Origin of the sequence: Micromonospora sp. NPDC047557, from assembly GCF_043205095.1 — a bacterium.
GTDB lineage: Bacteria > Actinomycetota > Actinomycetes > Mycobacteriales > Micromonosporaceae > Micromonospora.
Map to the genome: position 1 here is coordinate 35,082 of NZ_JBIDDK010000020.1, position 13,268 is coordinate 48,349.

14 protein-coding genes are annotated in these 13,268 nt (G+C 72.9%); 11 read left to right on the forward strand and 3 right to left on the reverse strand.

The window, feature by feature from the left end; genetic code table 11:
• Positions 1–110: 110 nt before the first annotated feature.
• Positions 111–749: a DUF4870 domain-containing protein gene (locus ACGGAQ_RS30505; RefSeq protein ID WP_393055174.1), complete on the reverse strand. Its 639-nt coding sequence runs from the start codon at positions 747–749 to the stop codon at positions 111–113.
• Positions 750–974: 225 nt separating this feature from the next.
• Here ACGGAQ_RS30505 and hrcA point away from each other — a divergent pair, with 225 nt between their 5' ends.
• From hrcA to ACGGAQ_RS30520, 3 genes are all read left to right on the forward strand, one after another.
• Positions 975–1,997 carry a heat-inducible transcriptional repressor HrcA gene (gene hrcA / locus ACGGAQ_RS30510; protein ID WP_354862040.1) on the forward strand — a complete coding sequence of 341 codons (1,023 nt, stop codon included), beginning with the start codon at positions 975–977 and terminating at the stop codon, positions 1,995–1,997.
• A 73-nt stretch (positions 1,998–2,070) separates the two neighbouring features.
• A complete protein-coding gene (gene dnaJ / locus ACGGAQ_RS30515) occupies positions 2,071–3,216 on the forward strand; it encodes a molecular chaperone DnaJ (protein ID WP_172899204.1) in 1,146 nt (381 codons plus the stop codon).
• 1 nt (position 3,217) lies between these two features.
• Positions 3,218–3,952, forward strand: a complete 735-nt coding sequence (locus ACGGAQ_RS30520) for a 16S rRNA (uracil(1498)-N(3))-methyltransferase (protein WP_393055176.1) — start codon at positions 3,218–3,220, stop codon at positions 3,950–3,952.
• A gap of 225 nt (positions 3,953–4,177) precedes the next feature.
• On the opposite strand, the gene ACGGAQ_RS30525 is transcribed toward ACGGAQ_RS30520, so the two are convergent.
• On the reverse strand, positions 4,178–4,939 hold the full coding sequence (locus tag ACGGAQ_RS30525) for an SDR family NAD(P)-dependent oxidoreductase (RefSeq protein WP_393055178.1): 762 nt from the start codon (positions 4,937–4,939) through the stop codon (positions 4,178–4,180).
• Between the two features lie 47 nt (positions 4,940–4,986).
• Between ACGGAQ_RS30525 and ACGGAQ_RS30530 the strand changes: the two genes are divergently transcribed.
• From ACGGAQ_RS30530 to ACGGAQ_RS30565, 8 genes are all read left to right on the forward strand, one after another.
• Positions 4,987–5,346, forward strand: a complete 360-nt coding sequence (locus ACGGAQ_RS30530; protein ID WP_393055180.1) for a histidine triad nucleotide-binding protein — start codon at positions 4,987–4,989, stop codon at positions 5,344–5,346.
• Positions 5,343–6,728 carry a serine hydrolase domain-containing protein gene (locus ACGGAQ_RS30535; RefSeq protein WP_393055182.1) on the forward strand — a complete coding sequence of 462 codons (1,386 nt, stop codon included), beginning with the start codon at positions 5,343–5,345 and terminating at the stop codon, positions 6,726–6,728. The genes ACGGAQ_RS30530 and ACGGAQ_RS30535 overlap by 4 nt, the downstream gene beginning before the upstream one ends.
• A gap of 131 nt (positions 6,729–6,859) precedes the next feature.
• On the forward strand, positions 6,860–7,918 hold the full coding sequence (locus ACGGAQ_RS30540) for a PhoH family protein (protein WP_354862027.1): 1,059 nt from the start codon (positions 6,860–6,862) through the stop codon (positions 7,916–7,918).
• A 15-nt stretch (positions 7,919–7,933) separates the two neighbouring features.
• Positions 7,934–8,407, forward strand: coding sequence for an rRNA maturation RNase YbeY (gene ybeY, locus ACGGAQ_RS30545; protein WP_393055184.1), 474 nt, complete (start codon positions 7,934–7,936; stop codon positions 8,405–8,407).
• Positions 8,383–9,807: a hemolysin family protein gene (locus ACGGAQ_RS30550; protein ID WP_363689364.1), complete on the forward strand. Its 1,425-nt coding sequence runs from the start codon at positions 8,383–8,385 to the stop codon at positions 9,805–9,807. The genes ybeY and ACGGAQ_RS30550 overlap by 25 nt, the downstream gene beginning before the upstream one ends.
• Entirely contained in the window at positions 9,800–10,186 is a 387-nt protein-coding gene (locus ACGGAQ_RS30555) for a cytidine deaminase (RefSeq protein WP_234587216.1), read from the forward strand. Before ACGGAQ_RS30550 ends, ACGGAQ_RS30555 begins: the two co-directional genes overlap by 8 nt.
• Positions 10,183–11,088: a GTPase Era gene (era, locus tag ACGGAQ_RS30560; RefSeq protein ID WP_354862025.1), complete on the forward strand. Its 906-nt coding sequence runs from the start codon at positions 10,183–10,185 to the stop codon at positions 11,086–11,088. Before ACGGAQ_RS30555 ends, era begins: the two co-directional genes overlap by 4 nt.
• A gap of 160 nt (positions 11,089–11,248) precedes the next feature.
• Entirely contained in the window at positions 11,249–12,385 is a 1,137-nt protein-coding gene (locus tag ACGGAQ_RS30565) for an acyltransferase (protein WP_393055186.1), read from the forward strand.
• Here the strand turns inward: ACGGAQ_RS30565 and ACGGAQ_RS30570 are convergent.
• On the reverse strand, positions 12,372–13,178 hold the full coding sequence (locus ACGGAQ_RS30570) for a DUF4097 domain-containing protein (RefSeq protein ID WP_393055188.1): 807 nt from the start codon (positions 13,176–13,178) through the stop codon (positions 12,372–12,374). The two genes, ACGGAQ_RS30565 and ACGGAQ_RS30570, sit on opposite strands and share 14 nt — an antisense overlap.
• Positions 13,179–13,268: the final 90 nt, after the last annotated feature.

The window sequence follows — 13,268 nt, forward strand, 5'->3', positions numbered from 1 at the left end:
CGGACGCACCGCTCCGGCCGGCGGTGCGACCGACCGTCGACGGTCAGCCCTCGGCCCGGCCGGCCGGCCGGGCGGTGCGCCGGACCGGCCGGGGGAGCGGCCGGCCCGGATCACTTGACGAGGTTGGCCGAGAGTGGGTAGCGGTAGAGGCTGCCCTCGTTGGCCTTGATGCCGGCGAGGATGCCGAACACGGCACCGAGGATGATGGCCGCCCCGACGCCGATGAAGCCGATCAGGATGCACGAGAGCACCCAGCCGACCAGGCCGACGATCGACCAGATGAGCTGGAAGTTGAGCGCGGCGACGGCGTGCGCCCGGACCGTCGGGGACTGGTTGCCCCGGGCCAGCATCGCCACCAGCGGGGCGACCCAGCCGAGCACGCCCCCACTGATGATCATGCCGGCCGCGCCGCCGAAGTGCGCGACCAGCGCCCAGGTCTTGTCCTCGTTGTTGGCGTAGCCGCCGCCGGGGCCGCCGAAGGCGCCGCCGGTCGGATAGCCGCCAGTCGGGCCGCCCGGGGGGTAACCGCCCGGCGGGGGGTAACCACCTGGCGGAGGGTAGCCGCCCGACGGCGGTTGGTCACCGGTGGGCGGCGGATAGCCACCGGCCGGGGGATAGCCGGCCGGGTCGGGTGCCCCGGACAGTGGTGCGGTGGGCGGCTCGGCCGCGGAGGGCGAGCCCGGGGGAGTCGGCTCCGGCGGGTAACTGCCGGGGTCTCCCGCGCCGGGAGGGCGAGGTGGTTCAGTCATGACTGTCACGGTAGGTGTCGGCGGCAACGTCGCACCAGAGCGACATCGCCCGGCCGCGTGGGCCGATCGGCCCGCGCGGAGTGGTACGGGCCGCACCCACGGCCTGTCGTTGATCATCGCGTCGGCGGGGGCGCCGACGTAGACTGGCACTCGTTACAGTCGAGTGCCAGGACGGCCGTCGGCCCGGGTGGGCCGCCGGCCGACGTGCGACAGGAGGTGCGGAGGATGGGTCTGGACGACCGCAAGCTCGCCGTGCTCCGCGCCATCGTCGAGGACTACGTCTCCACCCAGGAGCCGGTCGGCAGCAAGGCGCTGGTCGAGCGCCACCAGCTCGGGGTCTCCCCGGCGACGGTCCGCAACGACATGGCCGTGCTGGAGGAGGAGGGCTACATCCGGCAGCCGCACACCAGTGCCGGCCGGGTGCCCACCGACCGCGGCTACCGACTCTTCGTCGACCGGCTGTCCCGGGTCAAGCCGCTCAGTCCGGCCGAACGCCGGGCCATCGAGCGCTTCCTCGTCGGCGCGGTCGATCTCGACGACGTGGTGCACCGCACCGTACGCCTGCTCGCCCAGCTCACCCGGCAGGTGGCCGTCGTGCAGTACCCGAGCCTCGCCCGCTCCTCGGTGCGGCACCTGGAGCTGGTGCCGATCTCCACCACCCGGCTGATGCTCGTCATGATCGCCGACACCGGGCGGGTCGAGCAGCGGCTGGTGGAGCTGCCCGGCCCGGTCCCCGCCGACGACGTCACCGACCTGCGCCGGCTCGTCAACGAGAAGCTCGCCGGCGCCCGGCTGTCCGAGACTCCGCCGCTGGTGCAGGCGCTGGTCGAGGAGGCGCCGGCCGAGCTGCGTCCGGCGATGACCACCCTCTCCACCGTCCTGCTGGAGACGCTTGTCGAGCGGCACGAGGAACGCATCGCCCTGGCCGGCACCGCCAACCTCACCCGGGGCGGCCTGCTCGACTTCCAGGGCTCGCTGCGACCCATCCTGGAGGCGCTGGAGGAGGAGGTCGTGCTGCTCAAGCTCATCGGCGAGACCGAGCCCAGCACGACCCGGGTCCTGATCGGCGACGAGAACGAGTTCGACAACCTGCGCGCCGCCTCGGTGGTCAGCACCGGGTACGGCCCGGGGGCCACCATCGTGGGCGGCCTCGGCGTGTTGGGGCCCACCCGCATGGACTACCCCGGCACCATCGCCACGGTGCGCGCCGTGGCACGCTACGTGGGCGAGCTGCTGGCCCAGAACTGACCAGTCAGGGCCGACGGCCGGCTGCGGCCGCCGGTCGGCGTAACGCGAGACGAACATGAGGACACGGAACGCAGTGGCCAGGGACTACTACGGCATCCTCGGTGTCAGCCGGGAAGCCTCCGATGACGAGATCAAGCGCGCCTACCGCAAGCTGGCACGCCAGTTCCACCCGGACGTCAATCCGGACCCGGAGGCGCAGGAGAAGTTCAAGGACATCAACGCCGCGTACGAGGTCCTCTCGGACGACCGGAAGCGGCAGATCGTCGACCTGGGTGGCGACCCGCTCGCCCCGGGAGGCGGCGGCGCGGGCGGCCCGGGTGGCCCGGGCGGGGCCGGCCCGTTCGTCGGCTTCCAGGACATCATGGATGCGTTCTTCGGCGGCGCGGCAGGTGGCGCCCGTGGCCCACGGCCGCGGACCCGGCCGGGCGCCGACGCGATCCTGCGGCTCGAACTCGACCTGCACGAGACGGCGTTCGGCGTCGAGGCCCCGATCACCGTCGACACCGCGGTGCTCTGCACCACCTGCTCGGGCGCCGGCACGGCCGCCGGCACCCACCTGGCCACCTGCGAGGCGTGCGGCGGTCGGGGCGAGGTGCAGTCGGTGCAGCGCACCTTCCTGGGCCAGGTGGTCTCCGCCCGGCCGTGCACCGTCTGCCAGGGCTACGGCACGACCATCCCGCACCCCTGCCCCACCTGTGCCGGCGACGGCCGGGTGCGCACCCGCCGCTCGCTCACCGTCAAGATCCCGGCCGGTGTCGAGGACGGTATGCGGATCCGGCTGGCCCAGCAGGGCGAGGTCGGCCCGGGCGGCGGCACCGCCGGTGACCTCTACGTGGAGATCCACGAGAGGCCGCACGACGTCTACTCCCGCAAGGGCGACGACCTGCACTGCCGGGTCACCGTGCCGATGACGGCCGCTGCGCTGGGCACCCGGCTCACCATCAAGACGCTGGACAGCGAGGAGACCGTCGACGTCAAGGCCGGCACCCAGCCGGCCAGCACGCTGCGGCTGCGCGCCCGGGGTGTGCCGCACCTGCGCGGCACCGGTCGGGGCGACCTCTACGTGCACCTCGACGTCCGGACGCCCACCAAGCTCGATCCCGACCAGGAGAAGATGCTGCGCGACTTCGCCAAGACCCGGGGTGAGGAGGTCGCCGAGCTGACCAAGCAGGGCGGCTTCTTCTCCCGGATGCGCGACGCGTTCAACGGCCACGCCTGACGTGTCCGCGCCGCTCTTCCTGGTCGACGCGCTGCCCATCGGCGACGCGCTGACCCTCGACGGGCCCGAGGGGCACCACGCCGCCACCGTGCAACGGTTGCGCGTCGGCGAGGAGCTGCTGCTCGCCGACGGGCGGGGTGGCACGGCCGCCGCCGTGGTCACGGCCGTCGGCAGGGGCAGCCTGCAGGTCACCGTCACTTCCCGGGAGTACGCGGACGCGCCCGTACCCCGAATCGTCACCGTGCAGGGCATCGCCAAGGGTGACCGGGGCGAGCTGGCCGTGCAGGCGATGACCGAGGTCGGGGTGGACGAGATCGTGCCCTGGGCGGCGTCGCGCTCGGTGGCCCAGTGGCGCGGCGACCGGGGCGTACGCGCCCGCGAGAAGTGGGTCGCCACCGCCCGCGAGGCGGCGAAGCAGGCCCGCCGGCCCTGGCTGCCGGTGGTGGCCGGCGCGCCGGACGAGTCCACCGCGACGGTCGTCCGCCGCATCGCCGGCGCCGCCGCCGGTTTCGTCCTGCACGAGGAGGCCGAGGAGCGGCTCACCACCGCCGACCTGCCCTCCATCGGCGAGATCGTCCTGGTCGTCGGCCCCGAGGGCGGCGTCGCCCCGGCCGAGTTGACCGCCTTCCGCGAGGCCGGCGGCCGGCCGGTACGCCTCGGGCCGGAGGTGCTGCGGACCTCCACGGCCGGCGTGGCCGCGCTCAGCGTGCTCGCCACCCGCCTCGGCCGCTGGTAGTTCACCCTCCGCTGCGGAGGGCCGCCGTGCCGGCCGGCTCGCCGTGTTCGTCCGCTCGCCGCGTTCGGCCGCCGTGTTCGGTCCCGGCCACCTCGTCTGCGTCCTTTGCTCTGCTTCAACGGAGGCAACAGTTTCGGCCCTCCAGTGTTGCCGTGATGGAAGCAGAGCAAAGGGCGCGGTGAGTGAACCGGAGGCCGTGCTCGACTCCGAGCTGCGCCAGGGCGGTCAGGTGCGCAGGTAGGAGGCGCCGTTGAGGTCGACGATCGTGCCGGAGGCCCACTCGGCCTCGGGGGACGCCAGCCAGTGCACCGCGGCGGCGATCTCCTCCGGCCGGGCCACCCGGTCGAACGGGCTCTGCGCCCGGATCGCCGCGCCCTCCGCACCGCTCAGGTACTCGGTGACCATGTCGGTCGCCACGAAGCCCGGCGCGACGGTGGCGACCGTGATGCCGTACGGCGCGAGGGCCACGGCGAGGGACTGGCCCAGCGCGTTGAGCCCCGCCTTGCTGGCCCCGTACGCCGGCTGGTGCGGCTCGCCGCGGAACGCGCCCCGGGACGAGACGTTGACGATCCGCCCACCGCGTTCACGCATGTGCTGGGCGGCGCACCAGATGACGTTGCCGGCGCCGGTCAGGTTGGTCTCGAGCACCTGCCGCCAGCGTTGCTGCCACTCCTGGTAGGAGGCGCCGAAGATCGGGTGCGGATCGTCCCGGTCGCCGTACGTCCCGGCGTTGTTGACCAGCACGTCCAGCCCGCCGAGCAGTTCGGCGGCCCGGTCGACCATGGCCCGGACGGCGTCCGGGTCGGTGAGGTCGGCGCGGACCACCACGTGCCCCGAGCCGGGCAGCCCCGCGCGCAGCTTCTCGGCCGCGTCGCCGGAGTCGCGGTGGTGGATGGCCACCCGGTCGCCGCTGGCGGCGAACGCCTCCACCACCGCGCGGCCGATGCCGCGCGAGGAACCGGTCACCAGTACCGCCCGATCCGTCATGCCGGCCATCCTGCCTCAGCCGTGCCTTGCGTCCTTACACTGCCCCGATGGGATCCGACTGCCTGTTCTGCCGCATCGTCGCCGGGGAGATCCCGGCCACCGTGGTCCGGGAGACCGACACCACGCTCGCCTTCCGCGACATCGACCCGAAGGCCCCGGTGCACGTCCTGGTCATTCCGAAGGAGCACTACGCCGACGTCGCCACGCTCGCCGAGGGTGACCCGGCGCTGGCCGGTGCGGTGCTCGCCACGGCCGCTGCGGTGGCCGAGGACGAGGGGCTGCTCGGCGACGGGTTCCGGCTGATGTTCAACACCGGGGCGTACGGCGGGCAGGAGGTCTTCCACGCGCACGCGCACCTGCTCGGTGGCGCGCCGCTCGGCCCGATGCTCGCCCGGGACCTGGCGTGACGTCCGGCCCGGACGCGCACGACCGGTTGGGCCGACTGGTCCGCCGGGTGCAGGCCGACGCCCGGGTGCCGGCGGTGTCGGCGGCGCTGCACCGCGCCGACCGACCGCTGTGGAGCTGCACCGTCGGGGGCACCGGCACCGACAGCCCGTTGGGTCCGGGCACCCAGTTCCGGATCGGCTCGGTCACCAAGACCTTCACGGCGGTGCTCACCCTCCAGTGCCGCGACGACGGGCTGCTGGACCTGGACGACCCGGTGGGCCGGCACCTGGACCTTCCCGCACACGGCGAGCTGACCGTGCGCCGGCTGCTGTCGCACACCGGCGGCCTGCAACGCGAGCCGTTCGGTGACGTCTGGGACACCCTGAACGCGCCGGACGCCGAGCAGCTGGTGGCCGGGCTGGACCGCGCCGAGCGGGTGTTGCCCACCGGCCGGCGTTTCCATTACTCCAACCTGGGCCTCGCCGTGCTCGGCCTGCTGGTCGGCCGGCTGCGCGGGGGCAGCTGGGCGGAGGTGCTCGCCGAGCGGGTGCTGACGCCGCTGGGGCTGACCGATACGACCGTGACCCCTCGGCCCTCGGCTGCCACCGGCTACCTGGTCGACGCGTACTCAGACGAGGCGCACCCGGAGCCGCCGACCGACTTCGGCGCGGTGGGCCCGGCCGCCCAGCTCTGGAGCACCGCTACCGACATGGCCCGCTGGGCGGCGTTCCTCGCCGACCCGGCGGCGCTCGACCCGGCCAGCGCGGTGCTCGCCCCGGGCACCCTGGACGAGATGCGCTGGCCGTTGACCACGACCGACGAGACGCTCTGGGGCGCCGGCTTCGGGCTCGGCCTGATCCTCGTCCCGCAGGGCGAGCGGGTGGTGCACGTGGGGCACGACGGGGCGATGCCCGGCTTCCTGGCCGGCGTGTACGGCCGGCGGGGTGGTGACGGGACGGCCGGCGCGATGGGCGCCGCGGTGCTCGGCTCGTCCGGCACGGCGGCCGAGTTGCTCGAACTGCCGCACCGGCTGCTCACCGAGGCGGTCAAGCGTGATCCCGCCGACATCGAGCCGTGGACGCCCGGCGCACCCGCTCCGGCGGCCCTGCGGGGGGTGCTCGGCCGCTGGTGGGGCGAGGGTTTCGAGTACATCTTCTCCTGGCACGACGGCGCCCTGCGGGCGCGCGGGGCCGGGGACGCGGCGGGCCGCCCGCCGGCGGTCTTCGCGCCGCTGCCGGACCGGCCGGACGTGTTCCGGACGGTCTCCGGCCGGGAGGTCGGCGAGCTGCTGCGGCTGACCCGCGACGAGGCTCAGACGGTGGTCCGGATGCACTGGGCGACCTACCGGTTCACCCGCCACCAGGAGACCTTCGACGGGTACGACTTCCGGGCCGGGAGTTGATCGCGGCCAGCGGAAATGGGTGCGATGCGGCCCGCGTTGACCCGATACGATGGGTGTAACGTCCGCACGCCGTGCCAGCAGGGCCGGCGCCGAGATCGAGAGCAGGTGCGCAGGGCCCTTCGGCCCGACCTATGACCGGCACCCCACCTCCCGGCCCGCCCCGGGTGCAGACCAGGATCACCGTGCCCGACTCCAAGATCATGGTCAATCTGCTCGGCGCGGGCGACGAGATCCTGCGACTCGTCGAACGTTCGGTCGCCAGTGACGTGCACGTCCGAGGCAACGAGATCACGATCACCGGCGCCCCCGCGGACAACGCCCTCGCCGAGCGGGTCTTCAGTGAGCTGCTCGAACTCATCGAGAAAGGCGAGACCCTGACCACTGACGCCGTCCGGCGTACCGTCGGCATGCTCGAGCAGGGCAGCGCCGAGCGGCCCGCCGAGGTCCTGACCCTCGACATCCTCTCCCGTCGCGGGCGCACCATCCGCCCCAAGACGCTCGGGCAGAAGCGGTACGTCGACGCGATCGACTCGAACACCATCGTCTTCGGCATCGGCCCGGCCGGCACCGGCAAGACCTACCTGGCGATGGCGAAGGCCGTCCAGGCGCTCCAGGCCAAGCAGGTCAACCGCATCATCCTGACCCGACCGGCGGTCGAGGCGGGGGAGCGGCTGGGCTTCCTGCCCGGCACGCTCAACGAGAAGATCGACCCGTACCTGCGCCCGCTCTACGACGCGCTGCACGACATGCTCGACCCGGAGTCGATCCCGAAGCTGATGGCCGCCGGGACGATCGAGGTCGCGCCCCTGGCGTACATGCGGGGCAGGACGTTGAATGACGCGTTCATCATCCTGGACGAGGCGCAGAACACGACGCCCGAGCAGATGAAGATGTTCCTCACCCGCCTCGGCTTCAACTCCAAGATCGTCGTGACGGGTGACATCACCCAGGTGGACCTTCCCGGCGGGACGAGCAGCGGCCTGCGGGTGGTCCGGGAGATCCTGGAGAACGTCGACGACGTGCACTTCTCCCAGTTGTCCAGCTCCGACGTGGTTCGCCACCGGCTGGTCGGGGAAATCGTCGACGCGTACGCCCGCTGGGACGCCGAGCGGGAGACCCAGCAGGCGCAGGGCGTCCACGCCGTTCCCGGGCGACCCGCCCAGGGCGGCCGGTCCGGCCGCCGCCGCTAAAGCAGAGGAAAGCAGTTGTCCATCGAGATCGCCAACGAGTCCGGTGTCGAGGTCGACACCGACGCCGTGCTCGCCGTCGCCCGGTACGCCCTCGACGAGATGGGGGTCAACCCCCTCGCCGAGCTCTCCGTGCTGCTGGTCGACATCGACTACATGACCGAGCTGAACCACCGCTGGATGGGTGGGGACGGCCCGACCGACGTGCTCGCCTTCCCGATGGACGAGGGAAGCGTCGACCACGGTCCGGGCGAGAGCGCCCCCGCCGGCGGCGAGCCGGCCCTGCTCGGTGACATCGTGCTCTGCCCCGAGGTCGCGGCCAAGCAGGCGGCGACCGCCGGGCACGCCTCAGCCGACGAGCTGCACCTGCTCACCGTGCACGGGGTGCTGCATCTGCTCGGCTACGACCACGCCGAGCCGGAGGAGGAGCGCGAGATGTTCGCTCTGCAGGCGCGACTGCTGGCGAGCTGGCGGTCGACCCGCACCCAGTGATGTCCACTCCTCCGTTACTCGCGGTCGGCCCCACGGCCGGCCTTCCCGACCTGCAACTGATCGTCTTCGCGGCGGGCCTGGTGGTGCTGGCCGGTGTGATCGCCATGACCGAGGCGGCGCTCGCCGCGGTCTCGCCGGCCAGGGCCGCCGAGCTGGCCCGGGACGGTGTACGCGGCGCCCGGACCCTCCAGGTCGTGGCCTCGGACGTCGTCCGGCACCTCAATCTGCTGCTGTTGCTGCGGCTGCTCGCCGAGCTGACCGCCACCACGCTTGTGGCGTTGGTCGCGGTGGACAGCTTCGGCGCCGGCTGGCGTGCCGCGCTGGTCACCGCCGGCGCGATGACCGTGGTCAGCTTCGTGGTGGTCGGTGTGGCGCCGCGCACCATCGGCCGGCAGCACGCGTACGCGGTGGGCCGGGCCGTCGCGCCGTTGGTCCGCTGGCTGGGCCGCGCGCTCAACCCCCTCGCGTCGCTGCTCATCCTGATCGGCAACGCGGTCACCCCGGGGCGCGGCTTCCGCGAGGGGCCGTTCGCCAGCCAGGTGGAGCTGCGTGAGCTGGTCGACCTGGCCGAGCAGCGCGGTGTCGTGGAGCACGGCGAGCGTCAGATGATCCATTCGGTGTTCGCGCTCGGCGACACCATCGCCCGCGAGGTGATGGTGCCGCGTACCGAGATGGTGTGGATCGAGGAGGGCAAGACCCTCGCCCAGGCGTTGGTGCTCTTCCTGCGGTCGGGTTTCTCCCGCATCCCGGTGATCGGGGAGAGCGTCGACGACGTGCTCGGGGTGCTCTACCTCAAGGACCTGATCCGGCGGTCGCGGGGCGGCGACCCGGACGCCGAGCAGTTGCCGGTGGCCGAGCTGATGCGCCCGGCCACCTTCGTCCCGGAGTCCAAGCCGGTCGACGATCTGCTGTCGGAGATGCAGGCGGCCCGCAACCACCTGGTCATCGTGGTCGACGAGTACGGCGGCACCGGTGGTCTGGTCACCATCGAGGACATCCTGGAGGAGATCGTCGGTGAGATCACCGACGAGTACGATGTCGAACGCCCGCCGGTCGAACGCCTCGCGGACTCCTCGGTGCGGGTGACCGCCCGCCTGCCGGTGGAGAACCTGGGCGAGATGTTCGGCGCCGATCTGCCCACCGACGAGGTGGAGACGGTCGGTGGCCTGCTCGCCCAGTCGCTGGGACGGGTGCCGATCCCCGGAGCGCAGGCCGAGGTGGCCGGCCTCCGGCTGGTCGCCGAGGGCACCACGGGCCGGCGCAACCGGATCGACACCGTCCTGGTCAGCAGGGTGGAGTCGGGCGACGAGCAGGACAGCACCGGGCGCGGCGACCATGCCGGCCCCGGGGACGACCCGGATCATTACCGAGACGAGGAGAGGCAAGCCGCCGATGCCTGAGACACCCGCCGCGCCCGCCGCCCGGCCCACCCCCACCGCGCCGGGCCCGCTGAGCGCCGAGGACGGCAAGCTCGTCGTCCTGGCCCGGGGCGCCCGCGGGCGGGTCGGTGCCGTGGAGGGGGCTGCGGTCCGGGACTCCGACGGCCGGACGTACGCGGCGGCCAGCGTCGCGCTGCCCTCGCTGACCCTCACGGCCCTGCAGTTGGCGGTGGCCTCCGCCGTGGCCGCTGGTGCGGGCCGGTTGGAGGCGGCGGTGGTGGTGACCGAGGCGTCGACGCTGGACGGCGCCGGGCACGCCGCGGTACGCGACCTCGCCGTGGACGCGCCGATCCACGTGGCCGCCCCGGACGGCACCGTGCTCGGCACGGTGACCCAGTGAGCCCCGTCCGGGATCCGGAGCCGCGTCCGTACCGGGCCGGGTTCGGCTGCTTCGTGGGCCGGCCCAACGCCGGCAAGTCCACCCTGACGAACGCCATCGTCGGCACCAAGATCGCGATCACCTCGAACAAGCCGCAGACCACCCGGCACGTCATCCGGGCGGTACTGCACCGTCCGGAGTCGCAGCTGGTTCTGGTGGACACGCCGGGTCTGCACCGCCCCCGTACGCTGCTCGGTGAGCGCCTCAACGACCTGGTCCGCTCGACCTGGACCGAGGTCGACGTGATCGGCCTGTGCATCCCGGCGGACGAGCCGGTGGGGCGCGGCGACCGGTTCATCACCGGCGAGCTGGCCGAGCTGAAGGCGACCGTGCTGGCGGTGGTCACCAAGACCGACCTGGTGGACAAGCGCCGGCTGGCCGAGCAGCTGCTCGCGGTCAGCGAGCTGGGCGAGTTCGCCGAGATCGTGCCGGTGAGCGCCGTCTCCGGGCACCAGGTGGACACGCTCGTCGACGTGATGACCAAATACCTGCCGCCGTCGCCCCAGCTCTACCCGGACGACATGCTGACCGACGACCCGGAGCAGGTGATGGTCGCGGAGCTGATCCGGGAGGCGGCCCTGGAGGGCGTCCGCGACGAGCTGCCACACTCCATCGCCGTGGTGGTCGAGGAGATGATCCCCGAGGGTCAGGTCATGAAGATCTACGCCGACCTGTACGTGGAAAGGCCCAGCCAGAAGGCCATCGTCCTCGGTCACAAGGCGAGCCGGCTCAAGGAGGTCGGCACGAACGCCCGCCGGCAGATCGAGGAGCTGCTGGGCAGCCGGGTCTATCTCGACCTGCACGTGCGGGTCGCGAAGGACTGGCAGCGCGACCCGAGGCAGTTGCGCAAGCTGGGCTTCTGAGCGTCATCCGGCCGGCCTGCTGACGGCGGGTACGGACCGGCCTGATCGTTTCCGGTCGGCCTCATGGGCAGCTTCACGATCGGCCGGGGTCGGCGTCGTTTGGCGCGCGGGCCGCGAAGGGTAGGGGGAAGCACCGCGTCCCCGATCCAGATGCAGGCTGATGCGCAACAGATACCTCGATCTGCTCCGTTTCCTCGCCATTGTCCGGGTGGTCGTCTACCACGTCACCGGCTCGGCGACCCTCACCCTCGTCTTCCCGGCCATGTCGGTGATGTTCGCGCTGGCCGGCTCGCTGATGGCCGCCTCACTCGCCCGGTCCGGCCCGGTGGCGGTCGGTCGCCGGTTGCGCCGGCTGTTGCCGTCGCTGTGGGTGCTGGCTGCGGTCTTCGTGCCGGCCATGCTGCTCACCGGGATGTCGCTGTCGCCCCGGGTGCTGCTGTGGCTGTTCCCGATCACCGACCCGCCGGCGAACAACTGGGGCGCCCTGGCGCTGAGCATCATCTGGTACCTGCGGGACTACCTGTGGTTCGTGCTCGCCTCGCCGGTCGCGCTCTGGCTGTTCCGGCGAGCCCCGCTGCCCACCCTGCTCGCCCCGTACGTGGTGCTGGTGACGATCGAGGTGGGGATCTACCCGGCGCCGCCGGTGGTGCGCGAGTTCGGCCTGTACTTCGGCGCGTGGCTGCTCGGCTTCGCCCACCACGCCGGGATGCTGCGTCGACTCACCGGCCGGGTGCTGTACCCGCTGTCGCTGGGCCTCGCGGTCGTCGGCGGGGCCTGGATCGTCACGCATCCCGGCCCGCGCGGGTACGACCTCAACGACAACCACCTGGGCAACGCGCTCTGGTCGGCCGCGTTCATCCTGGTCGTGCTGGGTCGGGCGCCGGCCGGGGTGGCCTGGCTGGAACGCAGCCGGCTGGCCGACCGGGTGGTGACCGTGTTCAACCGGCGGGCGCTCACCATCTATCTCTGGCACATGCCGTTCGTGGTGGCGCTCACCCCGCTTGTCGACGTGGTCGGCTGGTCGCACCAGGACCCGGTGGGGCTGGCTGTCCGGGTGCTGCTGGTCTTCGCGCTTGTCGGTCTGGTCACCCTGGCCGTCGGCTGGGTCGAGGACGTCGCCGCCCGCCGCCGCCCGGAGCTGATTCCCGCCGGCCCGTCGCGCCCGACCGGCCCGCCGGCCCCCTCCGACAGTGGCCCGGCGGGTCGTCGCGACGTCGGCGAGGCCGTCGGACGGGCGGCCGTACCGGCGCAGCGGGTGTCCGGTGCGGCGGCGACCGTCGAGATCAACGCTGGCTGATCGACACGTCGCCGCTGCCGGCCGAGCCGTCGAGCACCAGGGAGGCGGCCGGGTCGTCGGCGACGGTGATCCGGGCGTCGCCGGAGCCGGTGTTGGAGCGGACCCGGTAACTGCCGGCCGGCACCACCAGCGAGACGTCCCCGCTGGAGGCGTGTAGACGCGCCGAGGCGGCGGTCTCCAGTTCGACGACGACGTTGCCGGAGCCGGCCTCGGCGTCCGTCGTTCCGCCCACGCGGCGAGCCGTGATGTCGCCGGAGCCGGCGCGCAGTCGTACGGCCGAACGGGCCTCGCTCAGCTCGATGTTGCCGGAGCCGGTCTCCACGTCGATCGCCCCGGCGACGTCGCTGATCCGCACGTCGCCCGAGCCCAGCCGCAGCTTCACCGCGCCGACCTTGGTCAGCTCGACGTCGCCCGAGCCGCTCTCGCCCTGCACGGTCACGCCCCCGGGGACGGTCACCTCGTACGAGACGCTGCACCGGTCGCCGCAGTCGGTGTCCAGCACCAGCTCGCTGTCCTTGATCTCGTACCGGGCCTTGGGTTCGCCGCCCTGGTAGCGCACGACCCGCTTGATCCGTGCCTCGCCCGCCGTGCCGTCGCCTCGGACGATCACGTCTCCGGAGCCCCCCTGCACCCGGATGGTGCTGATCTTCACCGCCTCGGTGTTGTCGTAGTCGAGCCGGCGGAAGGACAGGTTGTCGCACCCGGCGAGCAGGATGAGGGCGGTGGCCAGGCCCAACGCGACGGGCGCGGCGGCGCGGCGACGACGGGCGGCGGGGGTCTCGTGCAGTGCCATGTCGAGCACGCTACGGCCGGTGACGAGCCGGGCGCATCGGGGTTCGTCCGCGCGTCCACCCCGAACCGACCCTGATTTCACACCCCGAGG

Bases quoted from the DNA above. Each gene is read 5' to 3' on its own strand.
- ACGGAQ_RS30505 (WP_393055174.1), bottom strand. From the start codon at position 749: ATGACTGAACCACCTCGCCCTCCCGGCGCGGGAGACCCCGGCAGTTAC.
- ACGGAQ_RS30525 (WP_393055178.1), bottom strand. From the start codon at position 4,939: ATGACGGATCGGGCGGTACTGGTGACCGGTTCCTCGCGCGGCATCGGC.
- ACGGAQ_RS30565 (WP_393055186.1), top strand. From the start codon at position 11,249: ATGCGCAACAGATACCTCGATCTGCTCCGTTTCCTCGCCATTGTCCGG.
- ACGGAQ_RS30555 (WP_234587216.1), top strand. From the start codon at position 9,800: ATGCCTGAGACACCCGCCGCGCCCGCCGCCCGGCCCACCCCCACCGCG.
- ACGGAQ_RS30530 (WP_393055180.1), top strand. From the start codon at position 4,987: ATGGGATCCGACTGCCTGTTCTGCCGCATCGTCGCCGGGGAGATCCCG.
- ACGGAQ_RS30570 (WP_393055188.1), bottom strand. From the start codon at position 13,178: ATGGCACTGCACGAGACCCCCGCCGCCCGTCGTCGCCGCGCCGCCGCG.
- ACGGAQ_RS30540 (WP_354862027.1), top strand. From the start codon at position 6,860: ATGACCGGCACCCCACCTCCCGGCCCGCCCCGGGTGCAGACCAGGATC.
- hrcA (WP_354862040.1), top strand. From the start codon at position 975: ATGGGTCTGGACGACCGCAAGCTCGCCGTGCTCCGCGCCATCGTCGAG.